The sequence below is a fragment of the Mucilaginibacter aquaedulcis genome, assembly GCF_030409325.1.
GTDB classification, from domain to species: Bacteria; Bacteroidota; Bacteroidia; order Sphingobacteriales; family Sphingobacteriaceae; genus Mucilaginibacter; species Mucilaginibacter aquaedulcis.
This window is the reverse complement of record NZ_JAUFPR010000004.1, coordinates 691,654-718,267: the sequence shown is the minus strand read 5'-3', so window position 1 is coordinate 718,267 and position 26,614 is coordinate 691,654. Positions and strand designations below refer to the sequence as shown.

28 protein-coding genes are annotated in these 26,614 nt (G+C 42.9%); 8 read left to right on the top strand and 20 right to left on the bottom strand.

What is annotated here, in order from left to right; genetic code table 11:
- Positions 1-24: 24 nt before the first annotated feature.
- From QWZ01_RS21480 to QWZ01_RS21460, 5 genes are all read right to left on the bottom strand, one after another.
- Positions 25-708 (bottom strand): M15 family metallopeptidase, encoded by a 684-nt coding sequence (locus tag QWZ01_RS21480; RefSeq protein ID WP_290326982.1) that lies wholly within the window; start codon positions 706-708, stop codon positions 25-27.
- Positions 709-712: 4 nt separating this feature from the next.
- Positions 713-1,939 (bottom strand): alanine dehydrogenase, encoded by a 1,227-nt coding sequence (locus tag QWZ01_RS21475; protein ID WP_290326980.1) that lies wholly within the window; start codon positions 1,937-1,939, stop codon positions 713-715.
- Positions 1,940-1,991: 52 nt separating this feature from the next.
- On the bottom strand, positions 1,992-2,408 hold the full coding sequence (gene tsaE, locus QWZ01_RS21470) for a tRNA (adenosine(37)-N6)-threonylcarbamoyltransferase complex ATPase subunit type 1 TsaE (RefSeq protein ID WP_290326978.1): 417 nt from the start codon (positions 2,406-2,408) through the stop codon (positions 1,992-1,994).
- A 400-nt stretch (positions 2,409-2,808) separates the two neighbouring features.
- Positions 2,809-5,325, bottom strand: a complete 2,517-nt coding sequence (locus QWZ01_RS21465) for a TonB-dependent receptor (protein WP_290326976.1) — start codon at positions 5,323-5,325, stop codon at positions 2,809-2,811.
- A 67-nt stretch (positions 5,326-5,392) separates the two neighbouring features.
- Positions 5,393-5,725, bottom strand: a complete 333-nt coding sequence (locus QWZ01_RS21460) for a hypothetical protein (RefSeq protein WP_290326974.1) — start codon at positions 5,723-5,725, stop codon at positions 5,393-5,395.
- A 226-nt stretch (positions 5,726-5,951) separates the two neighbouring features.
- Here QWZ01_RS21460 and QWZ01_RS21455 point away from each other — a divergent pair, with 226 nt between their 5' ends.
- The 3 genes from QWZ01_RS21455 (at position 5,952) to QWZ01_RS21445 (ending at position 7,897) form a co-directional block, all read left to right on the top strand.
- Positions 5,952-6,299 (top strand): hypothetical protein, encoded by a 348-nt coding sequence (locus QWZ01_RS21455; protein WP_290326972.1) that lies wholly within the window; start codon positions 5,952-5,954, stop codon positions 6,297-6,299.
- A 51-nt stretch (positions 6,300-6,350) separates the two neighbouring features.
- Positions 6,351-7,049 (top strand): peptidylprolyl isomerase, encoded by a 699-nt coding sequence (locus QWZ01_RS21450; RefSeq protein WP_290326970.1) that lies wholly within the window; start codon positions 6,351-6,353, stop codon positions 7,047-7,049.
- An 80-nt stretch (positions 7,050-7,129) separates the two neighbouring features.
- On the top strand, positions 7,130-7,897 hold the full coding sequence (locus QWZ01_RS21445) for an exodeoxyribonuclease III (protein WP_290326968.1): 768 nt from the start codon (positions 7,130-7,132) through the stop codon (positions 7,895-7,897).
- A gap of 261 nt (positions 7,898-8,158) precedes the next feature.
- Here QWZ01_RS21445 and efp read toward each other — a convergent pair whose 3' ends face one another.
- From efp to QWZ01_RS21415, 6 genes are all read right to left on the bottom strand, one after another.
- On the bottom strand, positions 8,159-8,722 hold the full coding sequence (gene efp, locus QWZ01_RS21440; protein WP_290326966.1) for an elongation factor P: 564 nt from the start codon (positions 8,720-8,722) through the stop codon (positions 8,159-8,161).
- 123 nt (positions 8,723-8,845) lie between these two features.
- The gene (locus QWZ01_RS21435; protein WP_290326964.1) at positions 8,846-9,466 is read right to left on the bottom strand and encodes an ABC transporter ATP-binding protein; all 621 of its coding nucleotides are present in this window, start codon (positions 9,464-9,466) and stop codon (positions 8,846-8,848) included.
- A gap of 107 nt (positions 9,467-9,573) precedes the next feature.
- Positions 9,574-10,359, bottom strand: coding sequence for an acyl-ACP--UDP-N-acetylglucosamine O-acyltransferase (gene lpxA, locus QWZ01_RS21430; RefSeq protein ID WP_290326962.1), 786 nt, complete (start codon positions 10,357-10,359; stop codon positions 9,574-9,576).
- Positions 10,356-11,765, bottom strand: coding sequence for a bifunctional UDP-3-O-[3-hydroxymyristoyl] N-acetylglucosamine deacetylase/3-hydroxyacyl-ACP dehydratase (locus QWZ01_RS21425; RefSeq protein ID WP_290326959.1), 1,410 nt, complete (start codon positions 11,763-11,765; stop codon positions 10,356-10,358). The genes lpxA and QWZ01_RS21425 overlap by 4 nt, the downstream gene beginning before the upstream one ends.
- 94 nt (positions 11,766-11,859) lie before the next feature.
- The gene (lpxD, locus tag QWZ01_RS21420) at positions 11,860-12,903 is read right to left on the bottom strand and encodes a UDP-3-O-(3-hydroxymyristoyl)glucosamine N-acyltransferase (RefSeq protein ID WP_290326957.1); all 1,044 of its coding nucleotides are present in this window, start codon (positions 12,901-12,903) and stop codon (positions 11,860-11,862) included.
- 152 nt (positions 12,904-13,055) lie between these two features.
- Complete coding sequence (locus QWZ01_RS21415) at positions 13,056-14,282, bottom strand: HD domain-containing protein (RefSeq protein ID WP_290326956.1); 1,227 nt, start codon at positions 14,280-14,282, stop codon at positions 13,056-13,058.
- 265 nt (positions 14,283-14,547) lie between these two features.
- Between QWZ01_RS21415 and porX the strand changes: the two genes are divergently transcribed.
- Positions 14,548-16,101 (top strand): T9SS response regulator signal transducer PorX, encoded by a 1,554-nt coding sequence (gene porX / locus QWZ01_RS21410; RefSeq protein ID WP_290326954.1) that lies wholly within the window; start codon positions 14,548-14,550, stop codon positions 16,099-16,101.
- Between the two features lie 118 nt (positions 16,102-16,219).
- Here porX and hisS read toward each other — a convergent pair whose 3' ends face one another.
- The gene (gene hisS / locus QWZ01_RS21405; protein ID WP_290326952.1) at positions 16,220-17,590 is read right to left on the bottom strand and encodes a histidine--tRNA ligase; all 1,371 of its coding nucleotides are present in this window, start codon (positions 17,588-17,590) and stop codon (positions 16,220-16,222) included.
- 154 nt (positions 17,591-17,744) lie between these two features.
- Here hisS and QWZ01_RS21400 point away from each other — a divergent pair, with 154 nt between their 5' ends.
- Positions 17,745-18,305 (top strand): GNAT family N-acetyltransferase, encoded by a 561-nt coding sequence (locus tag QWZ01_RS21400; RefSeq protein ID WP_290326950.1) that lies wholly within the window; start codon positions 17,745-17,747, stop codon positions 18,303-18,305.
- A 152-nt stretch (positions 18,306-18,457) separates the two neighbouring features.
- On the opposite strand, the gene QWZ01_RS21395 is transcribed toward QWZ01_RS21400, so the two are convergent.
- From QWZ01_RS21395 to QWZ01_RS21365, 7 genes are all read right to left on the bottom strand, one after another.
- Positions 18,458-18,898, bottom strand: coding sequence for a low molecular weight protein-tyrosine-phosphatase (locus tag QWZ01_RS21395; protein WP_290326948.1), 441 nt, complete (start codon positions 18,896-18,898; stop codon positions 18,458-18,460).
- Between the two features lie 97 nt (positions 18,899-18,995).
- A complete protein-coding gene (locus tag QWZ01_RS21390) occupies positions 18,996-19,790 on the bottom strand; it encodes a S1/P1 nuclease (protein ID WP_290326946.1) in 795 nt (264 codons plus the stop codon).
- Between the two features lies 1 nt (position 19,791).
- Positions 19,792-20,328 (bottom strand): fumarate hydratase, encoded by a 537-nt coding sequence (locus QWZ01_RS21385; protein WP_290326944.1) that lies wholly within the window; start codon positions 20,326-20,328, stop codon positions 19,792-19,794.
- Positions 20,329-20,387: 59 nt separating this feature from the next.
- Positions 20,388-21,785, bottom strand: a complete 1,398-nt coding sequence (fumC, locus tag QWZ01_RS21380) for a class II fumarate hydratase (protein WP_290326942.1) — start codon at positions 21,783-21,785, stop codon at positions 20,388-20,390.
- A gap of 93 nt (positions 21,786-21,878) precedes the next feature.
- Positions 21,879-22,271, bottom strand: coding sequence for a hypothetical protein (locus QWZ01_RS21375; RefSeq protein ID WP_290326941.1), 393 nt, complete (start codon positions 22,269-22,271; stop codon positions 21,879-21,881).
- Positions 22,252-22,758 carry an SMI1/KNR4 family protein gene (locus tag QWZ01_RS21370; RefSeq protein ID WP_290326939.1) on the bottom strand — a complete coding sequence of 169 codons (507 nt, stop codon included), beginning with the start codon at positions 22,756-22,758 and terminating at the stop codon, positions 22,252-22,254. Before QWZ01_RS21370 ends, QWZ01_RS21375 begins: the two co-directional genes overlap by 20 nt.
- Positions 22,759-22,772: 14 nt before the next feature.
- Positions 22,773-23,774 (bottom strand): tetratricopeptide repeat protein, encoded by a 1,002-nt coding sequence (locus QWZ01_RS21365; protein WP_290326937.1) that lies wholly within the window; start codon positions 23,772-23,774, stop codon positions 22,773-22,775.
- 109 nt (positions 23,775-23,883) lie between these two features.
- On the opposite strand from QWZ01_RS21365, the gene QWZ01_RS21360 reads away from it, so the two are divergent.
- From QWZ01_RS21360 to QWZ01_RS21350, 3 genes are all read left to right on the top strand, one after another.
- Complete coding sequence (locus QWZ01_RS21360) at positions 23,884-25,098, top strand: serine hydrolase domain-containing protein (protein WP_290326935.1); 1,215 nt, start codon at positions 23,884-23,886, stop codon at positions 25,096-25,098.
- A 99-nt stretch (positions 25,099-25,197) separates the two neighbouring features.
- Positions 25,198-25,503, top strand: a complete 306-nt coding sequence (locus QWZ01_RS21355; protein ID WP_290326933.1) for a YbaB/EbfC family nucleoid-associated protein — start codon at positions 25,198-25,200, stop codon at positions 25,501-25,503.
- 119 nt (positions 25,504-25,622) lie between these two features.
- Positions 25,623-26,303, top strand: coding sequence for a metal-dependent hydrolase (locus tag QWZ01_RS21350; protein ID WP_290326931.1), 681 nt, complete (start codon positions 25,623-25,625; stop codon positions 26,301-26,303).
- A gap of 68 nt (positions 26,304-26,371) precedes the next feature.
- On the opposite strand, the gene QWZ01_RS21345 is transcribed toward QWZ01_RS21350, so the two are convergent.
- The gene (locus QWZ01_RS21345) at positions 26,372-26,551 is read right to left on the bottom strand and encodes a hypothetical protein (RefSeq protein ID WP_290326929.1); all 180 of its coding nucleotides are present in this window, start codon (positions 26,549-26,551) and stop codon (positions 26,372-26,374) included.
- Between the last annotated feature and the right edge of the window lie 63 nt (positions 26,552-26,614).

Sequence of the window (26,614 nt, the reverse complement as noted above, 5' to 3'; positions counted from 1 at the left end):
GCCTTTACAACCCTTAGTGATAAATTAAAGCACCTGAAACGGAATGTCAAGTAATTCATAACCAGTCCATCCGTTAAAATCATAATGCCACCACTCGGTATTAAGCACTTTAAACCCATGCGCCTGCATGATTGTTTTCAGCAGTTCGCGGTTGTTTAATTGGGCCGGAGAAACATCAGGATAGTTTGCCGCGGCCTTTCTGCTGAAACTATCAAAGCCTGTGGGCATATCCAGTTCTTTACCTGTTTTAAGGTCAATAAGGCTCAAATCGATAGCGCAACCCCTGTTATGTTTGGAACCTAAACGCGGATTGGCCACAAAATTGGTATCGCTGGTCATTTCGTAAAACTTTACTGTAACCGAGTAAGGGCGGTAAGCATCATAAATTTTAAGACCAAGACCTCTTGTTTGCAAATCAGCCTCTACCTGCTGCAAGGCCTTTACCACAGGCAAGCGTGCAAATGCGCGGGCTTGCTGGTACATGCGCCTGTGCATAAAATTGTTATTGGTAGCATACCTGATGTCAAGTATTATTTGCGGGATGTAGCGTTTAATTTCTACCAGTTGTTTATCAGGATTAGCCTTTACCTGTCTTTTATAACGGTCAGTTCCGCTTATTTTAGTACTATCAATGTATTTATAATGCTGTGCCCTGGCACCAAATCCGACAATTATTAATAACAAAGTTACCAGACAACCGCGCATCATATTATTACCGGTGCGATACGATAAGCAGGTCGAGGTCTTTACAAGGGATTGAAAACCGCTCGCCAATATGCTTATTGGTTAAGTGACCATGGTAAATGTATACAGCGTTCCTAACACCTGATTTCTGCCATATCACGTTTTTGATACCACCCTGATCGCCAATATCAAGCAATATGGGGGCAAATATGTTGGTAAGCGCATACGTTGCGGTGCGGGCCACGCGTGAGGCTATATTAGGTACACAATAATGAATTACATCATATTTACGAAACACCGGATGAGTATGGTTAGTAACTTCTGATGTTTCAAAGCAACCGCCCTGGTCAATACTCACATCAATAATCACCGAATCGCGTTTCATGCGACTCACAGTTGATTCTGATATGATAGCCGGGCTGCGGCCATCTTCGGCACGAATGGCACCAATAGCTACATCGCAGGTAGTGATGGCTTTTTCAAGCACTATTGGCTGTACCACCGATGTAAATACCCGGCTGCCTATATTGTTTTGCAGGCGGCGCAGTTTGTAGATGGATGAGTCAAAAACCTTTACCTCGGCACCTAAGGCTATGGCGGTACGGGCAGCATATTCTCCCACGGTACCGGCCCCTAATATCACAATTTCTGTTGGTGGAACACCGGTAATACCACCCAGCATTAACCCCTTACCGTCAAATACATTACTTAAATATTCGGCTGCAATAAGTATGGAGGTAGCACCAACAATCTCGCTCATGGCCCTAACCACGCTCAGGGTATTTCCCTCGTCGCGCAGATGTTCAAAGCTAAGAGCGGTTATTTTTTTTGTCATGAGGGCGTGCAGACATTCGGCTTTAAGCGTGGCCAGCTGCAGCGCAGATATTAATATCTGTCCGGCTTTCATCAGCTCAATCTCCTGCATCATAGGAGGGGCTATCTTGATAATGATATCTGCCTCATAAACCGATTTAGTATCATACACTATCCGGGCGCCCTGATCGCTGTAATCTTTATCAGAGAAATTAGCAGCCAATCCGGCATTACTTTCTAAAATAACATCGTGGCCATTGTTAACCAGTAAAGCCACGGACAAAGGAGTTAACGGGATCCTGTTTTCCTGGAAGGAGATCTCTTTAGGAATGCCGATGTATAACTTATCTTTTTTGCTTTTAACCTCCAGCATCGACTCCTGAGGTTGCATCATTGCCTGTTTCGCAATATCCGAAAACCCACTGTATATCCCTGAACTCATGTTATTTTATTTTGTGGCTGATGAAGATAATAAAAAAGGGGCTATCATTAAACTAAAAGTTTTCAATGTTGATCTGCCTTGAGCCATCGCCCAAAGCAGCTATGCTAACCCGTGTATAATGCTGCGGTAGCAGATCCGGGATCTTTTCGGGCCATTCAATAAAGCACCAGGCACCTGCGTAAAAATATTCTTCGTAACCCATATCCAGAGCTTCCGTCTGGTTTTTAAGCCTGTAAAAATCAAAGTGATATATTTTATCGCCTGTAGTCTGATACTCGTTTACAATGGCAAAGGTAGGGCTTGTAACATTATCATTTGTGCCTAAAAAACTGCACAGGCTTTTAATAAGTGTGGTTTTGCCGGCACCCATATCGCCGTAAAAAAGAAATATCCTGTTATTGCCCGCATGCCCGATGATAGCTTCGGCGGCAGCCGGCAATTCTGCCAATGATTGTAAGGTTAGTAACACTTTTGTAGATCGTTATTAAATTTCTATGTTATTGAAAAGATGGCCCCTCTAAATCTCCCCCAAAGGAGGAGACTTTAAAAGCTTTTAAAGCCCTCTCTTCTGGAAAGGGTTGGCTGAGGCTTCTCCTCAACAACATCCATTACCCAAAAATAATCAAATATTTTCAACCAGTGCCTTAAGGAATATACCGATACCCCATATCCGAAACATGTTTGCAAACATCAAACACATTCGGCTTACAGCAGCAATAATATTATTTTTCAATGCACAGTAGTAATACACAAGTAGCGATGCAAATGTTTATACCTCAGCAAAAAATGACCTAAGGTAAATACAAACGAGAAAGTCCTGCTTTTTAGGGCAGGACTTACATGTTCATCAATAGGTATGGAAATTATCTTTATGATTTTTTATTAGTATTAAACCCAAACGGAACCACCACTTTAAAGCTGATATTGCGGCCCATATTAAAAATACCCGGACGAACACCATCAGGCACTGTTGGATTATCGAAATATTTAAGCCTGCTCATATTTGATTGGTAGTTTACGTTGGCCAAGTTGGTGCCTTCGATAAACAGCTTTAATATTGGTTGGCCTGCCTTGTTTACAATATTGCCGCCAAAACCGGCGCTCAACAAGTTATAGCCTGGCGTAGCGGTTTCTGTACCATACGCTGCAAAGAAACGGTTTTGAGCGCTGAAATGATCAAAACCAACAAACACATACATGCTTTTAACACTACCAATGCTGCCCTTAAAGTTGCCGCGAAGTTCAGAGTGGGTATGCAGTGGTGGTATAAATGGCAGGTATTTTAAACTATCGGCCACTTTGCCGCCGTTGCCTTTGTTTTCGCCGTAGGTTAAGCTCAATGAGTTTTCAAAATGCAGCCATGAAATAGGGTGAAGGTCAACATTAACCTCGCCTCCGTATATCCTTGCTTTGCTTTGCACATAGGTAAAAGTGGTATAACCCTGAGTATAAACCGGAGAACCATCGGCCCCTAAAACCTGTTGCTGGTATATGTAATTAGAAATATCATTGTTAAACACTTCAACACTTGCCGAAATATTTGGCAGGGTTAAAAAGGCGCCGATATCTTCCTGTAAACTAAACTCCGATTTAAAGTTCTTATCACCTATGTGATAGATCTGCGAACCCGGATCGGGGCCATTGGCAGATATTTCGGCTATACTTGGTGCCCTGAAGCCGCGCGCTATGTTACCTTTAAACAAGAATGCATCTGACACATTGTAGGTGGCTCCCACACTCCCCGAGAAACCCGAAAACGTTTTACTGAAAGCATCAAACTGCGAAACTACGTTTGGAGCAGTAGTTGGGTTGGTACCGGTATATAAACCTGGGTAACCTTTAGGGCCGCCAAGTGTATCTACATAGGCCGCATTGTTTTTGAATGAGCGTACATCAAAACGTGCACCGGCCGAAAGATCTAATTTGCCATAGCTCTTTTTCACTACAAAGAAAGGACCTATATCAAACTGGTGGTAAGCTGGTATCGGGAAATCTGTAGCATCGCCAATGGTATTGTTCTGGTACTGGCCGTTTACACCAAACGTAGTTTCATATCCATTACCCATGTTAAAGTTGTATTTAACATCGTATGTGTAGGTGCTCAAGTGCAGGTTTAAGCCGGCAATATCGCCATCCTCAGGGTGAGTGTACTCGCGCCTGTGGCTAAATTGATAGCCCAGGTTCACCAGCAGGTTTCCGTTGCCTAAAATAAAGTTGCTGTTATTGTAGATACGATAAAGCTGTACATGCTGATGCAGTGTAGGGATACGGTATGAGTTTAATTCAGATTCCGGAACAATAGGGCGGAAGGCATCGTCTTCCGTTATTTGTTTGGTAAATTTACGGGTGATAGAATCGCGGCTGCCGTCAGGGATAGACTGCTCATCGTCAAAAACTGAAGCGTTAAAGTAGGAGTAACCCCATGATTTATTTACGCCAACCATAAAGCGGGCATCTTTTTCCCGGTAGCTGGTAGCATACACCCGACCATCGTGCTGGTTCTGGTAATCTTTAGCTTCCTTTGCAGAAATTACCGTTCCCCAAACAAATCCGTTTTGGTTACCCTGTAATTTGAATGATCCGTTAAGTAATCCCTGGTTGGTGCCATAAATACCCTGCACCGAACCTAAAATTTTACCCTCGGGAACCGGGGCCGCTGTAATCAGGTTAACCACACCGCCAATAGCGTCTGATCCGTAAGTTAAACTGGCCGGGCCTTTTATAATTTCAATACGGTCGATAGAGTTTTGATCAACCTCAATACCGTGCTCATCGCCCCATTGCTGGCCTTCCTGGCGTATACCATCCTGCAAGGTGATAACTCGGTTATAGCCTAAACCATGTATAAATGGCTTTGAAACGTTTGGCCCGGTAGTAACGGCGCTTACTCCTGGCAGGTTAGCCACCTGGTCAATGATATTACCCGAGGCGGCACGCTGATCTAAATAAGTTTTGCCTACGGCAACCATTGGTACCGGGCTGCGTTTTATTTCGGTAGCCTTGCTTACACCGGTTATGATTACTTCGCCGGCCTCTAATGACGAAGCTTGCAACTGTACGTTAAGTATGGATGTTTTAGAAAAATCAACCCTTTGATTAAAGGTGGCGTATCCCAAATAGGTTACCTGTACCAGGTAAACGCCTTTTGGTACACTTTTAAAAGTATATTTCCCGTCGACACCGGTAATGGAGCCCATTTTTAAATCGGGAATATTTACGGTGGCGCCTATAACGGGCTTGCCATCGGCTTTATCGGTAACGGTTCCTGAAAGGCTGCCTACCGCATCTTCAACCGGATTATTTTTAATAGTAACAACACTGGTATCAGCAAATGCCGATAAACCTATAAACAGGACAAATAAGCTACTTATTAGCTTTAATTTCATAATAAAATAAATTTTGGATCAATAAAATGCCACACAAGCTGTGGCCCATTTTGCAGAAAGAATATTATTATGAAAACACCGGAGGTGCCCTGCCGGCTGCAAGTATAAGACCTATACTTACAAAGTTGTAATGGCAGGCCTTAAAAATGTGCAGTACTGCTACCTGTGGGCTAAAATGAAAAGCATCGCCAATTATTGCGGCCTGATGATGCATGGCATCGCACATACAGCATTTTTCCTTGACGGTTTGCTGCGGCTGATGATGATCATTGCTGATGTACGAGGTTTTAATTACGCCTTTGGCTAAAAGGTGCTGGTGCGAGTAAACCATATATTGCCCGGCTATAAAGCAGATAAGCAATAGCCAGGAGTATGTGATATATAATTTACTTCGTTTCACCTTCAATAACCTATTTTACAAAGGTCAGGCAAAAATAGTTAATAATATGTTAAATCTAACGCAACATTGTAACATTTATGATGGGCGTGCATTAAACGCTTGCAAAGCAGTAGTGGCCTCCTTTTTATATTGATCATTCTAATTGATCTGTCAATAAATCACCGTGGGCTTTAATGTTCTATTATTACCGGATATACGCAATTAACTATTCTATATCTTTGCTGCCATGACACCTGCCGAAATTAATTCAAAGTGGAATACTCTTCAGCTACGTATTGCTGAGGATTTTGATAACGAAAAGCCAGATCTGAAAGTGATGCTGTTTTTAATTGGCGTGCAGGAACTTGGCCAGGGCCCGCGAAAATTCAGCAAACGACAGAAAGAAGAACTGATGCATATTGCCAACTGCCGCTTGTTCAGCATGCTGGGGTTTTATGAACTGGAGGCGCAAGATCAGGATGGCTGGCCACACTGGAAACGCGTAAAAGTTATCCCCAATTATACCCTGCTTGAACAGGAAATGATTTTAAAATCGCTCATTATCAATTATTTTGAGGAACAGGGAGTAATATAACAGCTTGACCAAAATTCTTAATTTTAATATATTCAAGCCTGTAAATGATATATGAAAAAACTCCTTACTCTTACATTTCTCTTGCTAAGCATAGCGGCATTCGCAAAGCCGCCAAAAAATCAATACGTACGTATAAAAACCTCCTACGGCAATTGCATCATTAGGTTATACAATCAAACTCCCTTGCATCGTGACAATTTTATAAAACTGGCGAAAAAAGGTTTTTACAATGGCACACTATTTCACAGGGTGATACAGAACTTTATGATTCAGGGCGGCGACCCGGATTCTAAAAAAGCCATACCTGGCCTGGAACTGGGCGATGGCGATGTTGGTTATACCGTACCTGCCGAATTCAGAGACAGCCTGTTTCATAAGCGCGGTGTGCTGGCCGCAGCCCGCGACGACAATCCTAAAAAAGCATCGAGCGGTTGCCAGTTTTACATTACCGAAGGCAAACGCTTTACTGATGGCAAGTTAGATACCCTCGAAAACACCCGGTTAAAGGGCCGAAAAATACCAGCATGGCAAAGAGAGTGGTATAAATCTGTTGGGGGTGTACCTCATCTTGATCAAAACTATACAGTTTACGGCGAAGTGATTTCGGGCATTGACATGGTCGACCGTATTGCCGCCGTAAAAAAGGATGAATGTGATCGCCCCCTGGCCGATGTGCCAATGACCGTAGAGGTTTTGAGTAAAAAGGAATGCGCACAATTAGATAAGATATTAAGCCCCTTTGCCCCCTAAAGGGGGAGCGCTCGTAGATTTCAGATTTTAACTAATTAAACTAACCAATAAAATTTGGTAATACATATTCACAATTTGAAATGAAAATAATCACCTATAACGTTAATGGCATCCGTTCGGCTATTAACAAAAACTGGCTGGCCTGGCTGCAAGCTACTGATGCCGATGTAGTTTGCCTGCAGGAAATTAAAGCTACTCCTGATGTACTGACCGATCTTGGCTTGGTTGATCAGTTGGGTTATCAACATTATTGGTTCCCGGCAGAAAAAAAGGGCTATAGTGGTACGGCCATTTTCACTAAACAACTGCCTAAACATATTGAATACGGTTGTGGTATTCCTGATTTTGACCGCGAAGGCCGCTGTATTCGTGTTGATTTTGATGAGGTATCCGTAATGAGTGTTTACTTCCCTTCCGGATCAAGTGGCGACGAGCGCCAGATCTTCAAGTTTCGCTTTTTAGATGAGTTTGGTAAATATCTTACCCTGCTGAAAAGCCAGATCCCTAAGCTGGTTGTATGTGGCGATTACAATATCTGCCACCGCCCGATTGATATTCACAACCCTAAATCAAACGCCAACTCATCGGGCTTTTTGCCCGAAGAACGCGAATGGATGGAGAAATTTATTGAGGGTGGTTTTATTGATACCTTCCGCCATCTAAACAAGGAACCGCATAACTACACCTGGTGGAGTTTCAGGGCCGGTGCAAGAGGCAAGAACTTAGGCTGGCGCATTGATTATGCTATGGCCAGCACCGAACTGGAAGCCAATATTAAAAGGGCTGCTATACTACCTGAGGCTAAACACTCTGACCATTGCCCAGTGTTACTGGAGCTGGCGTTTTAGGCCCCAGCGCACTCTAAAAACTAATTTTTGTCATTGCGAGCGTAGCGTGGCAATCGCAAACAGTACAGAGAAAACTTAAATAGTTCGCGATTGCTTCGTCGTTCCTCCTAGCAATGACAATTAAAACATCTTTTCCGTACCTCAGCAATGACGCAGGGCCAAAAAGAAAAAAGAGGTTTCGTAAACGAAACCTCTTTTTTTATATCATCTGCCAAGCAGAATATGCAAATCAAAAGTTGCCCATTCAGGGGGTTAGGGGGCTTAACCTTTTACACGCTCTACGTAAGCGCCGGTTGCGGTATCAACCTTAACTTTATCACCAATGTTGATGAATAATGGTACGCGGATCTCGGCACCTGTTTCAACAGTAGCGTTTTTCAGGGCACCGCTTGAGGTGTCACCTTTAACTGCAGGCTCGGTGTAAGTAATTTCAAGTTCGGCAGAACCTGGAATAGACCCCATAATCGGCTCTTCGCTTTCAAAGGCAACAATAACATTCATGCCTTCTTTTAAAAACTTAACCGCAGGGCCAAATAAAGCCTTCGGTACATTATGCTGATCATAAGTAGTGTTATCCATTACTACCAATGAATCGCCTTCGTCATATAAATATTGGTAATCGTTAGTTTCAACCCGCGCAATATCTACCTCTTCGTCTGTACGGAAACGGTATTCAACCAATTTTCCTGATTTTACGTTACGCATACGGGCCTGGTAAAATGCACGTAAGTTTCCGGGTGTACGGTGTAAAAATTCTTCAACCTGCACTAACTCGCCGTTGAAGCGCAGGATATTTCCATTTTTAACATCTGATGCTTTAGCCATAAAATAATATTGAGGCGCAAAATTAGGGATTAGATTTGAGATGTAATATAGGTGATGTGAGATTTTTTAAAGCAAAAATTTAAATGCCGGCAAATAAACATTTGATAATCATGCCTCTCAAATCTAACTTTTGTAGTTGCTAATACTTAAACGATGAGTACAAAACCCATACTCATGCTCCTGGTTTGAGCAAACAATGGTAAGCCTGTCCTGGGCAAACTGTTGCACCAAACTCAGGTACCAGTCTACCCCCTGATTATCCAGGTTGGAGGTGGGTTCGTCAAGCATCAGCATAGGGGTATCGGCACAAAAAGCAAGGATCAGTTTCAGGCGCTGTTTCATGCCTGATGAAAAATACCTGATCAGTTTGTTTTCACTTTTCGCTAAGTTCAGCAAGCCTATGAGTTCCTTTTTGTTGATACCCGGTTTGTACTGCTTAAATTTAAAATGGAAATCAACCATCTCATTCAATGTAAATTCCTCTATTAATTCCAGGTAGGGGGCAGCAAGACTCAGGTGGGTAAACACCCGATCAATTTCAACAGGTTTATCCTGAAAATTAAAGTTGATAGTACCTACAGACGGTGTAAGACTTGCATTTAAAACCTGCAGTAAAGTAGATTTACCTGAACCATTTGGCCCGAGGATAGCATAGGCCTGTCCGCTGTTAAAAGTATAATCAATACCCTTGAATATCCAGTCGCGGTTAAATCTACGGCCGATGTTTTGGAGGGTGATGTTCATTAGCTTATAGATGATGGTTAATAGTTCATGGCAAAGATTCAAATGATAGTTCACGGTTATTAAAGCATTTTATTGCTATGAAACATGAACTATCCGCCATTAACCAATTAAGTATTCCCGAATCCCTTCATGATACCTCTTTGCGAGTTTTGCAGGAAGTTAATGATCTCGTCGCGCTCTACGCTTGGGGTAAACTCAGCTTCAATAATATCAAGCGCCTTGCTCACATTATATTTTTTAAGGAATATGATGCGGTATATTTCCTGAATTTCATTGATGGTGGCTGCCGAAAACCCTCTGCGGCGTAAGCCTACCGAGTTGATACCCACGTATGATAATGGCTCGCGACCGGCTTTGGTGAAAGGAGGAACATCCTTACGTACCAATGAACCACCCGATATCATGCTATGCGCGCCAATTTCAACAAACTGGTGTACGGCAGATGAACCGCCAACAAAAGCATAATCATAAATATTGATATGCCCGGCCAGCTGCACAGAGTTGGCAATAATTACGTTATCGCCAATAACACAGTCATGAGCCACGTGCACATAAGCCATCAATAGGCAATTGCTGCCAATGGTAGTTGTGTTTTTATCAAGCGCGGTGCCCCGGTTAAGGGTTACACATTCGCGGATGGTGGTATTATCACCAATTGATACGGTGCTTTGTTCACCTTTATATTTTAAATCCTGAGGCGGGGCAGATACTACGGCGCCGGGAAATATACGGCAGTTTTTACCTATGCGTGCTCCATCCATGATTACAGAGTTGGAGCCGATCCAGGTACCTTCGCCAATTTCCACATCCTTGTGAATAGTGACAAAAGGTTCAATCACCACATTGTCGGCTATTTTGGCCTGTGGGTGTATGTATGCTAATGGCTGGATCATGCTTCGTTGGTTTTATTTACTTTTACTATCTGGGCCATCAGTTCTGCTTCAACAACAATGCGCGAACCTACCATCCCTATACCCTTCATTTGGGCTATACCCCGCCTTATAGGTGCAAGTAAATTACAATGGAATATAATGGTATCACCAGGCACTACCTTATCTTTAAACCTGGCATTTTCTATTTTCAGGAAAAGGGTGATGTAGTTTTCAGGATCTGGCACGGTATTCAGCACCAGGATACCGCCTGTTTGGGCCATGGCCTCAATCTGTAAAACACCAGGAAAAAGCGGAGATCCGGGAAAATGGCCCATAAACAGATCTTCGTTCATGGTCACATTCTTTAATCCTACCACATGGCTCTTTGATAATTCCAAAATCTTATCAATCATGAGCATGGGCTGCCTGTGCGGCAATATCTTCATGATCTGAACCGTATCATAAACCGGGGTCATGTTAGGGTCGTATACTTTTACATGCTTACGGCTTTTTTCTTTTTTAATAAGGGCCTTAATTTTTTTAGCGAAAGCCACGTTGGCCGCATGACCAGGGCGGGCCGCCATGATATGGCCTTTCAGCGGTACACCAACCAGTGCCAGATCGCCGATCATATCAAGCAGTTTGTGCCTTGCCGGTTCATTTTGATGGCGCAGTTCAATATTATTTAAGATACCCTGCGGGGCTACATTAATGTCTTTACGGTTGAACAACTTGGCCAGATGGGCAAGTTCTTCTTCGTCAACATCTTTATCAACCACTACAATGGCGTTATTTAAATCGCCGCCTTTAATAAGGTCGTGCTTTAACAGCATTTCCAGCTCATGCAAAAAGCAGAAAGTACGGCACGAGGCAATTTCCTTTTTAAACTCAGATATGGTTGAAATACTGGCGTGCTGGCTTCCCAGCACCTGTGAGTTATAATCAACCATACAGGTAAAACGGTAATCATCAAGCGGCATAGCCACCATCTCTACCTTACGGTCGGGCTCCGAATAATGTATATTATAAGGTATGTGATAGTATTCGCGGTCGGCGTCCTGTTCAACCAGGCCTGTTTCCATGATCACATCAACAAACTGTATAGAGCTGCCGTCCATGATAGGGGTCTCGGGACCGTCCATATCTATCAAAACGTTGTCAATCTCCATACCCACTAAAGCCGCCAATACGTGCTCAACAGTGTTTACCGTTGCACCATTTTGCGAAATAGTAGTACCACGTGAAGTATCGGTTACGTTATCAACATCGGCATCTATTATAGGCGCGCCCGGCATATCAATCCGCCGGAATTTATAACCGTGATTTTCTGCTGCAGGGTTAAATGTCATGGTTACACGCTGACCAGTGTGTAAGCCTGTACCAGAAACCGATACCGGCGCTTTAATAGTTCTTTGTTTTACGTTCATTTTATAATGTTCATTGGTACATTAGTTCATTTGTTTATTGGTAAATAGTTCATTAACTCATTGAAAAAGCCTAATGAACTAATGAACCGATGAACTAATGATCACCTTTTCTGAGTTCTTCAATTAATTTTTCAAGTTCATAAACCTTCCTGTCCAACTCGGGCAGTTTGCGGAGTTTAGCATGAGCCCTAAGGTAATCCTTATACGGCATATAAGGTGTGCCGCCCCATGCTTTTCCCTCTTCGGTTATGGAACTGTTAATACCTGTTTGTGCCGATAGCTGCGTGCCATTGGCTATATTTAAATGGCCGGCAATACCAACTTGCCCAGCTATAACTACTTTTTCGCCTATTTTAGTACTGCCCGATATACCTGTTTGCGCCGCTATAACAGTATGCGCGCCAACTTCGGCATTATGGGCTATTTGTACCAGGTTATCAATTTTGGCCCCCTTGCGTATCACAGTTGAGCCCATGGTAGCCCTGTCAATAGTTGTATTGGCTCCAACCTCCACATCATCCTCAATAATTACATTGCCTATCTGGCTTATTTTGGCGTATGAGCCATCGGCAGCAGGGGCAAAGCCAAAACCATCGCTGCCAATAACCGCACCGGCGTGAATAATCACATTATCGCCCAAAACACAGTCAAAGTAAACCTTTACACCAGCAAACAAGGTAACATTTTTACCAATGGTAACATTATCAGCAATATAAGTATTTGGATATATTTTACTGTAGTCGCCTATTTTAGCGTTGGGCCCTATGTAGGCGAACGCACCTATATATACGTTTTCGCCCACCTGCGCGGTTGGGTGTATAAAGCAAGGCTGTTCAATACCCTGTTTGTTAAGCTTTATAGTGTTATATTTTTCGAGCAATACCGAAAAGGCACTGTACGCGTTTTCGACCCTTATGAGGGTAGCTTTTACTTCACCGGCAAGCTCCAGGTCATTATTTACAATAACAACCGAGGCATTGGTGGTATATAAAAACTGTTCGTATTTCGGATTGGCTAAAAATGTAAGGCTTCCTGCGCCTCCATCCTCTATTTTAGCCAGTTTATCAACCGTTACAAAAGCATCACCCTCAACAGTTCCGTTGAGCAATAAACCTATTTCCTGGGCAGTAAATTGCATCGACAAATTTAAATGTTAAAATTAAAGCAGCAAATTATTAATGAGTTGTGCATAATAAGCAGTGTGTTTTGAGCTAAATAATTAATAATATCTTCATTTTTCAACCAAAACGCATCACTCAAAATTTAAACCTTTTATTAATGACTCCCAACTTATAATAAACCCTTACTGTAGCAAAGAATATATTTTTTTACTGTTTTGGCCAGTGCCTCTAAATTTGAATTATCGCTGGCTGTGGTAATGTCATGCACACGCCCGTCTTTCATCAATATACCTATGTTACCATCGCCGGCAGTATACGCATTATTGCGAATGGAGGTTGTAAAAACAAAGTACGATGCATCATGCTCACTTACCCCATATTGCTCCATAGCCTGCTGTGTTAATTGGTCAACAAAGCTTTTTTCTGGCACGTTGCTGGTAATATCAACGTGGTACAGGTTACGCTGAACCAGATTTTTGGATAACGTTGATAACACAAAATCAGGATACTCTGCCCAAACCTTTACGGCCGACATGATATCGGCATCATCCAAACTGGCAAATATTTCCAGGTGATGATCCTCATTCATAAAGGCATCACGGCTTATTTTGTTCTTTATAAAATGCTTAAGTGCAGGTGTAGCAAACAGATCATGCCCCTGCAGCGTCAGTTCGCGGCAGCGCTTAAACACCCGTACCAAAAGCTCCTCGCCGGCTATAACCGTTTTATGCAGGTATACCTGCCAGTACATGAGCCTGCGGGCTATTAAAAATTTCTCTATCGAGTATATCCCCTTTTCCTCAACAACAATATGATCATCCTTAACATTCAGCATTTTGATAATGCGGTCTGAACTGATCACGCCTTCAGATACACCGGTGAAAAAGCTGTCGCGGTTAAGGTAATCAAGCCTGTCCATATCCAATTGGCTTGATACCAGCTGATGCAAAAAACGGCGTGGATATGTATCGTTAAAAATACTGATAGCCATGCCTAATTTGCCCTCAAACTGATCGTTAAGCTTGTTCATGAGCATGGCCGATATATCTTCGTGCGCAACACCCTCAATAATAGAACGTTCAAGAGCGTGCGAGAAAGGGCCATGACCAATATCGTGTAATAATATGGCAATGGTTAATGCTTCTTCTTCGTCTTTATTAATATTGTGCCCCTTGTTGCGGAGGGTTTCAATGGCCATATCCATGAGGTGCATAGCGCCCAGGGCATGGTGAAAACGGGTATGCAGGGCGCCTGGATATACCAGGTGGGTCATGCCCAGTTGTTTGATATACCTCAGTCGTTGAAAATACGGATGTTGTATCAGATCAAATACCAACTCTGTTGGGATACTGATAAAGCCATAAACCGGATCGTTTATAATTTTCTTTTTATTCAATTTGGTTGTTTACAATACAAAAATGTAAAACAAAGGTAAAATAAGCGCATCATGTTTGTTAATTTTTGTTAATACCTTTACTTATCAACAACAAAACAACCGCTTTGAGGTTTAATGTCTGAATCAGAATTGCCAGAATTTAAGAATTATCAAAATAAAAGCTACTTAATGCCGATATTTGATCAACTTAATCTTACTCATAAAGCATTCTGAAAATTCTCTGATTCTGCAAATTCTGATTCAGAATACTATTTAATATACTACTATGCAAGACACCACCATTTTATGGGCCGATGACGAAATTGACCTTTTAAAGCCACATATACTTTTCCTGAACGAAAAAGGATACAAAGTTACTACCGTAACCAACGGTAACGACGCCGTTGACGCCTTTAAGCAAAACTACTTCGACCTGGTTTTTTTGGACGAGAACATGCCCGGCTTAACCGGACTGGAAACTCTGCAGCAGATCAAGAACCTGAATAACGATGTACCTATTGTACTCATCACCAAAAACGAGGAAGAGTATTTGATGGAGGATGCCATTGGCTCCAAGATAGATGATTACCTGATAAAACCGGTACACCCTAAACAAATACTGCTTACCATTAAAAAGCTTACGGAAAACAAACGCCTGGTTACCGAAAAAACAACCATGGCCTACCAAATGGATTTCCGCACGCTGGGCATGACCCTTAATGATAACCTTAGCCACCAGGAATGGGTTGATGTATACAAGAAACTCATATACTGGGAGCTTGAACTGGAAAAACTGGAAGATGCCGGCATGCACGAAATATTGACCCTGCAAAAAGCTGAGGCCAACGTGCAATTTTGCAAGTTTATTGAACGCAACTATTTAAACTGGATCAAAAACCCGGAGTTTGCGCCTACCAGTTCGCCGCAATTGTTTAAAAAGAAGGTATTCCCTAAGCTTGACGGCAACGGCCCGTTGTTCTTTATATTGATAGATAACCTCCGTTATGATCAGTTTAAGGTAATCAATCCCATTATATCTGAATACTTCAGGATGGAGGAAGAGGATACCTATTACAGCATCCTGCCAACGGCTACCCAGTATGCCCGTAACTCTATATTCTCGGGATTGATGCCTTTGGATATGGAAAAACGATACCCAACCATGTGGCAAAATGATGAGGACGAAGGCGGTAAAAACCTGTACGAATCTGAATTTATTGCCGATCATTTAAAGCGTGTACTGCGCAAGGATTGCAAATATTCATACCATAAAATATTGAATATAGACGAGGGCCGGGCCTTGAATGAATCGGTAAATAACCTGATGAACAACGAGTTGAACGTAGTGGTTTACAACTTTGTTGATATGCTATCGCACGCCCGTACAGATATGCAAATGATCCGTGAGCTGGCGAGTGATGATGCGGCTTACCGCTCGTTAACGCTGTCGTGGTTTGAGCATTCGCCGTTGTTTGATTTGCTGAAGTTTTTGGCTCAGAAACAGGTAAGGGTGATCATCACAACCGATCATGGTACCATCCGCGTTAAAAACCCAAGCAAAATTGTAGGCGACAGGAATACGAACACCAACTTGCGCTACAAACAAGGTAAAAACCTGAACTATAACGCGAAGGAAGTATTTCACATCCGCAACCCACATGATGCCATGCTTCCCAAGCTGCACCTAAGCTCGAGCTTTGTATTTGCCAAGGAAGACAGCTACTTCGTTTACCCGAATAACTATAACCACTTTGTGAACTTCTACAATGAAACTTTTCAGCACGGCGGTATCTCGTTAGAAGAGATGATCATCCCGATAGTTACTTATGGGCCTAAATAGGAGCTACAGCCCCCTAAAGGGGGAATTTATAAACAAGAAAAGGGCATCACTTTTAAGAGTGATGCCCTTTTTTGATACCGCTTTGTCATTGTGAGCGTAGCGTGGCAATGACATCAGTCTACCCCAACCGCTCCACAATCTGCTCTGCGGTCAGTTTTTCCTGTTCGCCGGAGGTCATGTTTTTAAATGCGAGCAGGCCGCTTTGTATTTCTTCGCTGCCAATTACCACTGTGTAAGGGATATTTTTGTTATTGGCATATTCCATCTGCTTTTTGATCTTGGCACCTGCCGGGTAAAGCTCCGCATTTACGTTTTGGCGGCGCAGCTGTTGCAATAATGGCAAGCCATACAATTCACCTTCTTTATCAAAATTACAGATGAGCACCTGGGTGCTTTGATTGGCTGCGACCGGGAAAAGATTTAACTCCTCCAGCACATCGTAAATACGGTCAGCACCAAAGGAAATGCCTACACCAGTAAGTCCTTTCAGGCCAAACATGCCGGTAAGGTCGTCATAACGGCCACCACCACCGATGCTGCCCATAGCAACTTCGTTGGTTTTAACCTCAAAGATGGCGCCGGTGTAATAGTTCAATCCGCGCGCCAGGGTAATATCCAACTCCAGCTCAGCGGTTTGCAGCGGACAGCTTTTGATATAGTTAAATACCGTTTCAATCTCATCGCATCCTTTCAAGCCAATTTCTGAAGAAGCCAGTGCCTCACGCAGGCTCTGCAGCTTTTCCTCGTTAGTGCCTTCCAGCAGGATAACCGGTTTTATTTTGTCGATGTCGGCTTCTGTAAAACCGCGTTCAAGCAGTTCTTTGATAACGCCATCCAGGCCAATTTTATCCAGTTTATCAATGGCTACAGTGAGGTCAATGATATTATCGGCTTTATCTATAATCTGGGCAATACCTGATAGTATTTTTCTATTGTTGATTTTTATGCTGAAATCCTTTAGCCCAAGCTTGCCTAAGGCCTCATCATATATCATGATAAACTCGGCTTCGTTCAGTAACGAATCGGAGCCTACCACATCAGCATCGCACTGGTAAAACTCGCGGTATCGGCCACGCTGCGGCCTGTCGGCACGCCAAACCGGCTGCACCTGGAAACGCTTGAACGGAAAAGTGATCTCGTTCTGGTGTTGTACTACGTAGCGGGCAAAGGGTACGGTGAGGTCGTAGCGCAGGGCTTTTTCGGAAATTTCTGAAGCTATCTGGTTGGAGTTTTTGGCTGCAAGCTTATCAGCATCAACCTTAGCAAGATAGTCGCCGCTATTTAGGATTTTGAATATCAGTTTGTCACCCTCTTCGCCATATTTACCTAACAGGGTAGAGGAGTTCTCCATCGTTGGCGTTTCTATCTGCTGGTAGCCGTATTTACGGAACACGCTTTTAATAGTATCAAAAATATAGTTACGTTTCACCATTTCGGTAGGTGAAAAATCGCGGGTTCCTTTGGGTACAGATGGTTTAATGGATGCCATGCGGCAAATGTACAAAAAAGCAAATTATGCTGAATAAAGTACGTGCTGTCATGCCGAACTTGTTTCGGCACTTCACGAGCGGAGCCCTTCCGGTGGGATCCTGAAACGAGTTCAGGATAACGAAACAATCCAATATCATTCATTCTACTCTTAAATGACACTCTTTTTACCCTTACACCCGCGTAAAAATATATTTTTGAGCACCATGAACGTTATTGCCCAAACCTCACGCCTGCTGATACGGGAGTTTACAGCCGAAGACGAACAACTTTTATTAGATCTTGATGCCGATACACGCCTCACCCGTTACGTAAAAAAACGTACCGAGCAGGAAAGTAAAAAGGTTTTTAAAGATACCCTCAGAGATTACGAGAAACAAACCGGCTTAGGCAGGTGGGGAATATTCAACCTGGATGATAACGATTTTATTGGTGTTTGCATCCTGAACTATAGCGAGTATGACGGAACGCGCATTGAGCTGGGCTACCGGCTGCACCTGAAATACTGGGGATCGGGTATCGCTACAGAACTGGCAAAAGCATTGGTATTTTATGGCCTGAATGATGTTGGTTTAAGAGAAATTTGCGCGGTAACCCATCCGGATAATGCAGCATCACAAAAAGTACTGGCCAAGGCTGGCTTTATACAACACGGCCGGGCGTTTTGGTACGGTGAAAGTCTGCCGTTTTTTAAGGTGGCGAGAAGCCCTCTTTAAAAAACTAAGTCATCTCAAAACGCGTAGTGCAAAAGGCCATGTCATCCTGAGCTTGTCGAAGGATCACGCGTAGAGGCCTGCCCACCATGGTTCGACGGAGCTCACTATGACAGTCCCTAAATTATGGTTTGCAGCAATGACAAAATTTTATTTTACCCCTTCGTCAACTCCCTGATAATATCCTTGCAACCGCCTTCAATTAATTCAAAAACGGGTTCAAACTGGTTATCATCATAGTAGGGATCGGGTACAACTTTATCGCCGAGCAATAGTTTTACTTTTTGAATATCCTGATCGTTCCGGGCCAACGAGATAACATCAGTCAGGTTATTTTTATCCATCACAAAGATGTGATCAAAACGGTCAAAATCGTTTGTTCTAAACTGGCGGCAAACCTGCTTGCTGATATCAATGCCATGATTACGCGCTGTACGGGTTGATCGCCTGTCGGGCCCTTCGCCTACATGCCAGCCACCCGTTCCGGCCGAATCAACCTGCCAATCCAGACCCGCTTCAGATGCCAGGTGTTGCATAACACCCTCCGCCAGCGGCGAACGGCATATATTACCCAGGCAAACCATTAATATTTTCATTTTTGTGAGAGGTGAGTAGTTAATGGATTGATTAAGTGAGTGGTTTATAACAATCTTTAAACCATTCTCCACTCACTTAATTAACCCACTCACTATTTTATCCAAATAGCTGATTCAAGATCCCTGCCAAACGCACACCGGCTTTCAGCATCTGGTGATTAAGCAGCTCAATATATTTAAAGTTGTATTTGTAACTCAGGTTTTCGTGAGGAGTAACGCCTGCATAAATATTTTCGGCAAGCTGGTTGCTTTCAAACAGCCACTCGCTTATAGGAGCTTTCTGTAATTGTGCACGCTCGGCAGCGGTAGTATGGTTTATCATGGCCGCATATTCGGTGTAGCTCAGTTGCTGCATATCTATCAGCTCGCTATCCCACACAGAGTGCAGGTTAGTATCTTTACCAAACCACTGCACCTTAACGTCATTACCGCCTTTATCCTGGGTATGGCCGGTATGCAGGGGTTGGTGCACATCCTCAACAATGTGGATCAGCATACGCAGATAAAGCAATTTATTGGCTTTGGTGATATCCTTCTTTTTTAAGCCGGCTATCAAAAAGTTCATTTTGGTATAGGCATCTGTAGCAGTATCCGCTTTTAAATAATCCTGCAATTCTGGGTAGTTATAGGCTTTGTCCAGGTCAATAAAATGCCAGTTATACAGGTACTTGTAATTAGGATCTGATTTTATAAAATCGGCCCAGTTACTGGTGATCGCTATTGATTCATTGCCCAAAATAGCTTTTATGGCTGCACGGGCTTTAGGCGTTAAGTAGCTATCGGCAATCTGGCCGCAAATACGGTGACCGTTTGTTCCCCATGCCATGCTTTGCAAAGGCACATAAAACAAGGCAACAAGGATAAAGATTCGTTTAAAAAAGTGGTTTTTCATGCTATAGTGGTTTTGGGACACAACTTGTACGTTTTATTAAATGCGCGTTAATGGGAATAACGTTTGATGTACTGGCAAACTGAATAAGCGAATCGCTTTTTTGCTTCACCTTAAAATACTCTTCGTAATCGCCCGAGCGGAAACAGCCTTTCTCGTCTTTATAACTGCCATCGGCATTACAAAACTCGCCCTTCAGGTGCAGGGTATCCAATTTTTGAGAATAAGTGCCTTTGATGTACTCGGCCCAGTGGCCGCTGTTCATACAGGTATCGGCACCATAATTTACCTTGCTGAATGAGCTGATCTTCATAAAAAATGAGTCGCAGTTAAATTTCAGGCTATACAATGAATAAGCAACCAGGCGCTTTTGTGCCGGTACAGAATCCTGCTGCCATTCGCCCTGCACATATTGTTGTCCGGGTGTTTGCATATCGGGGTTCATGGTACAGGCGTGAAAACTACAAGCTAAAAGCAACAGGCCAAAGGCCGAAAGCCAGGAGCGTAAAGGGAAGTATTTAAAACGGAATTTTATTTGCATAAACTGCAAGTTCAATAAAAAGCCCCTCTCTGTACAGAGAGGGGTTGGGGTGGAGGTTCTTATTTTAATGAGCCTATCATTTCTTCGGGTTTAACCCATTGGTCAAACTGTTCGCTGGTCAATAGCCCCAGCGCAATGGCGGCTTCACGTAATGATTTGTTTTCTTTCAGCGCGGTTTTGGCAATCTTAGCCGCGTTTTCATAACCAATGTGCGGGTTAAGCGCGGTTACCAGCATCAGGGAGTTTTCCAAATGCTTTTTAATGCCTTCGTAGTTTGGTTCGATACCAACCGCGCAATGATCATTAAATGATACGCAGGCATCGCCAATTAATCGGGCCGACTGTAAAAAGTTTGCAGCCATAAGCGGTTTAAATACATTCAGCTCATAATGACCGTTTGAACCACCAATAGATATAGCAACATCGTTACCCATTACTTGTGCAGCAACCATAGTAACCGCCTCATTTTGGGTTGGATTAACCTTGCCTGGCATAATTGATGATCCCGGCTCGTTATCCGGTATATGAATTTCGCCAATACCTGAACGCGGACCAGAAGCCAGCATCCTGATATCGTTAGCTATTTTCATTAATGAAACTGCTATTTGTTTCAGCGCGCCATGGCTTTCAACAATGGCATCATGAGCAGCAAGGGCCTCAAATTTATTTTCGGCAGTGATAAATGGCAAGCCAGTGAACTGGGCAATGTACTCAGCCACTTTTACATCATAACCCTTAGGAGTATTAATACCAGTACCTACAGCAGTACCGCCAAGGGCAAGTTCAGAAAGGTGATCAAGCGTATTGCGTAATGCCTTTAAGCCGTGGTTAAGTTGTGACACATAACCGGAAAATTCCTGACCCAAAGTTAATGGCGTAGCATCCATCAGATGGGTACGGCCAATTTTTACAACATTTTTGAAAGCCTCAACTTTAGCTTGCAGGGTATCGCGCAGTTTTTCAATACCGGGGATGGTTACATCAATCAGTATTTTGTATGCTGCGATGTGCATAGCAGTTGGGTAAGTATCGTTTGATGATTGTGATTTATTTACATCATCATTAGGGTGGATGAAGGTTTTGCCTTCGCCCAGTTTATTACCTTGTAATACGTGTGCTCGGTTGGCTACCACCTCGTTCACGTTCATGTTTGATTGCGTGCCCGAGCCGGTTTGCCAAATAACCAGCGGAAACTCTGCAGCTAATGATCCGGTTAAAATTTCATCGCAAACCTGTGCTATCAGGTCGCGTTTTTCAGCTGGCAATACCCCAAGATCGGTATTGGTAAAAGCGGCAGCTTTTTTCAGGTAAGCAAACGCATCAATGATCTCTTTAGGCATAGAAGCCTCCGGACCAATCTTAAAGTTATTGCGTGAACGTTCTGTTTGTGCTCCCCAGTATTTATCGGCAGGTACCTGTACCTCGCCCATGGTATCGTGTTCGGTTCTGAAACTCATGGTAGTATTAAAATTTTTAGCAGGGCAAAGTTATGGTTTTATATGATGTATGGGAGAGGGTAAGCGTAATCTTTTTAATATAAAGCTGGACACTTAGTATTTTATAGCTGGCAGAATAAACACAACCAAAAAAGAAATAATAAACACCAAATAAAGCATTCCCAACTGAGTCAAGAAAAATTTAAGTTGCCCGGTCAATCCAGATTTAAAGTACTTTTTGAAAAGATAGTTCAAAGCCAATGAAACAAATGAAAATACTAAGCTTACTATAAATCCATAAAGTGCTAACTTCATAACAAGAGTTAAAGTATCGTAATGCCCCTTCGATGGACCGCTCAAAAAGGCCATCCCTTCAAAAACAACCGCGATAAGGTTATTAACTAACAATAATATAAGAAATAAAATCCCAGGCAATGAGTAAAAGCGTCTTAAGCGAGATTTCATAATAGCCAGCTTATATCCCGAATTATTTTGAAGTACCATCATAATTATAATCTTCGAGTGTCCAATTTATCAATACCTCTTTTATCCATTCAACAAAAGATGCATTACACTCCTCTACCTTATCCTTATTTTCATAAATGTAATCATGCTGCCAAAATACAACCGGACACTGCCCTAAGTTAAGGTTTGAAAGATCAAAGCAATAATGATTACCATAACCATCAGGTGAAAAAGGAAAAAACTCAAGCGGCATTTTATTTCCAACCTCAAAATGCTCAAACATATACACCTCATCAAGCGATGTCCCTCGCAGTTCCTTATCAATCCCGTAAACTTTATTGCCATCTAACGAGAAACCATTATGTTTTTTAACGATGTATTTAAAATCAAAAGGCAATACAAAACCTATTTGTTTTTCCAATAATTCCAATCTGTCATCACTTATAGCCGGGCCCATATAAACCAATTCGTTAGAAAACAATGAAAGCTCATTTAAAATAGCATCACATTGATCGAAAATATCTGTCATATACCTTTTAATATTTAAAACTTTCTTTCCTGCCCTCCAACCCAGGCCCCCAGCGCCTTCCGTTTATCCTCATTTTGCTGCAGCCATTGGCTATCGGCGGCTTTGTTGGCACTCAGATCCATCAGCCGGGCAAAGGCGGGCATGTGTTCTGTTTGGGCCAGTTTGTAAAAAAACGATGCGTAATAATTCCTGAAAAAACCGTTCCCGGTTTGTTTTTCGGTCAGCGGACCAATGGCTATAAATATAGCTTTTAACTGGGCGGCCAGTAAATCAGCAGGCGAGGTGTACCTCCTTAAATCGGTGGTTGCAGCAGCTGTGGATAGGGCTTTGTTCAGGGCAATGGTAGCAGCATCAGCCTTTTCGGTTTTCAGTGTACCTCCCTTTAAAATGCTCTGCATGTTGGTATACGCCTCTGCCGAGCGCGGGCCATCGGGTTCCATGAATAAAAAGCTGCATAATGCCAGCAGGGCAGGGGCCCGTTTGTTTTGATGGAAGGCTACCAACGCATATAAACGCTGGCTGTTGGCATGTTTGGGGTCGAGCTTAATAGCTTCGGTAGCGGCAAGTTCTGCATCGGCAAATTGCTTGGCGCGGAAATAGGCCAGCCCAAGGTTAAAATATAATGGCTGATAGTCGGGCTTAATTTTTATACCGGCTTTATAGGCGTCAATGGCTTGCTGCGGCTGCTTGGCGGCATCATAAATACTACCTAAAAGTTCATAGGCCGGGCCGGTAAAATTATTGCTGCCTGCTATGGTCCTATTTAAATAGGGTACACCTTCTGTACCCCTGCCCGCTGCCGAGAGGCTAAAAGCCATCTGGTAATTAGCCTGTGGATTATCGGGCTCAGCACTTAACGCTTGTTTATATTTTTCAATGGCTCCGGTATAATCATGGGCATTATTGAGCTCTATGCCCTGCTTTATCAATTCGCTAACAGAGGTATCCTGGGCATGGGCCAAAAGGCCGAGGAACAAAATGTGTATAATTAAACCTATCTTTTTCACAGTATTCATACTTAAACATACAAAGAGTATTTTCTAAACGAAAAAAAGTAAAACTTTAATTCATACCTGCATTATAATTTCTAATTTTCGCATTCGTTTAAGAGTGAGAAATTTATTTATGAGATTAGTGTACAAAAGCCTACTAACTGTTGCCGCCTCCCTGGTAATATTGACATCCTGCAAATCAAAAAACAACGATAAAAATACAAGTGCAAGCCCCACCAACAGCAAACCTTTAGATACTACTGCCCTGCTGGCCTACAACCCCAAAAATGCCGATAAAAGAATTGATGAGGTAATGAAAGAACTTCACCGCACCCGTGGCTTTAATGGCAACGTGCTGGTGGCAAAAAAAGGAAAAATAGTTTATGAAAATGCCATAGGCTGGGCAGATTACCTGCACCGCGACAGTCTTAAATTAAGTTCGCAGTTTGAGCTGGCCTCGGTTACCAAAACCATGACCTCAACTGCCATTTTAATGCTGTTGGAGCGTGGTAAACTTACACTTGATGATGACGTAAAAAAATTCTTCCCCGATTTTCCGTATGATGGGGTTACCATACGGCTGCTGCTTACCCACCGCTCGGGCATGATGAACTATGTTTATTTTATCGATGATATATACCGCAGTCAGCACCTTAACCAGCGCAAAGGCCTAACCAATGCCGACGCCATGAAAATGATTGCCGATTATAAGCCACGGCCTTTTAACGTTCCTAATAAACGCTTTTTATACAACAACTCTAACTTTATGGTGCTTGGCGCCATCATTGAAAAGGTAAGCGGTATGAGCTATGCCGATTTCATGAAGCAGAATGTATTCGCCCCAGCAAGTATGGCACATACTCATGTTTACTCAAAGGCTGTGTATGATAAAATACCGGTTGATGTGGTTGGGCACGACAGGGGCCAGTGGAAATACTCCGTTGCACAAAACTTTTTAGATGGCCCCGTGGGCGACAAAGGTATCTACAGTACCGTTGGTGACCTGTTTCTGTTTGACCGCGCTTTAAGCGCAGGTCGCCTGCTGAAACAAGCCACTCTTGATTCTGCCTATGTGCCCCGCAACCCTATGGTGCACGGTCACTTTAGCTACGGCTATGGCTGGCGTACTTTCACCGCCCCAGGGCAGGAAGTTATTTACCACACTGGCTGGTGGCACGGTTTCAGGCACATTTATTTGCGCGATATGAAAAACGATATCACTATTGTGCTGTTAACTAATTTAGCTAATGGCAGTTTACTAAAATTAGATGATCTGTTCAGGGCCGCGGGTATGCCAATAGTACGCAAAAGCGCCTACACCGGTAACGGCGATACCAGCGAAGATTAAAAATTTGGTGAGTGGTTGATTGAATTGATCAGGTGAATGGTTTTCCTATAACCCAATTAACTCAATCAACCACTCACTGCTCACCATAAACTAAACACCATGTTCGATAAATTAATGGAAGCCCAGCAAAAGGCGGGCGAAGTAAAAAAACGATTAGATGCTATCACCGTTTCAGGCTCGGCCGAGGGTGGTAAGATCACCGTTACAGCTAATGGAAATAAGGTTGTACAATCTGTACAAATTGACAGCGCATTTTTGGCCGATGCCGATAAGGAAGAAATTGAAGAGCTAATGGTAGTGGCCATCAATAAAGCTATGGAGCAAGCCGAAAATGTAAGTCAAAGCGAAATGGCAGCTATGACTAAAAATATGTTCGGCGATCTGGGTGGAATGTTTGGCAGATAAAAAAAGGACTGCTGTATACACGGTTGTTTGTAACTTTTTCGCCACGCAATGGTTATATGTTGCAACACTGGTTTGCAAGTGTTTAATTTTGATGCGGATCAACAAAACCCAACATCCATATGAAAACTACCTATTACGGACAATCGACCATTGAAATAGAAACCGGCGGCAAAAAGCTGCTGTTCGACCCATTTATTACGCATAACCCTTTGGCTAAACATATTGACATCAATAGCTTTAAGCCAGATTACATCCTGATATCGCACGGCCATGGCGATCACGTTGCCGACCTTATTGAGGTGCAAAAGAACAGCGGCGCAAAAGTTATATGCATTGCCGAAATTGCCAACTGGCTTAACAGCAAAGGTATCGACAATGTACACGGCATGAACATCGGCGGTGGCTTTAACTTTGAGTTTGGCCGTGTTAAAATGGTTAATGCCATACACTCCAGCACCATGCCCGATGGCGCACCAGGTGGCAACCCTGCGGGTTTTGTACTGTACACCAACGAAGGCAAAAACATATACTTTGCCGGTGATACCGCGCTTACCTATGATATGAAACTCCTGGCCGATGATAACCTGGACTGGGCTTATTTACCGCTGGGCGATAACTACACCATGGGTGCTGATGATGCTATAAAAGCAAGCGCGTTCATTAATTGTAAAAACATCATCGGGGTGCATTATGATACCTTCCCGGTTATTGAAATTAACAAAGATGAGGTTGCTGAAAAGTTTATTAAGGCAGGCCTTAATTTAAAACTGCCTGCAATAGGCGAACCTTTTGAGCTGTAAAAAGCCTGTAAAATAAAGAAGCCCCGCGGTACAAACCACGGGGCTTCTTTATTTTTGAAGAAAGACCATTATCTCATTTTACTGGTGTCCTTCTTGGTCGAATCTTTCTTCATTTTTTTGTGTTTCCATTTTTTCTTGGTGGTATCAGTTTGCATTGTACCGTGCCCGGTTTTTACCGGCGTTCCATAAGCAAAAACGCTTCCAAAAGAGATTGCTGCTAAAGCAACCATACATAGTACCTTTTTCATAGTCTTTCTTTTAAGTTTTAAATAGTTTGTCCACTTATATAACAAATTAACTATGAATAGTTT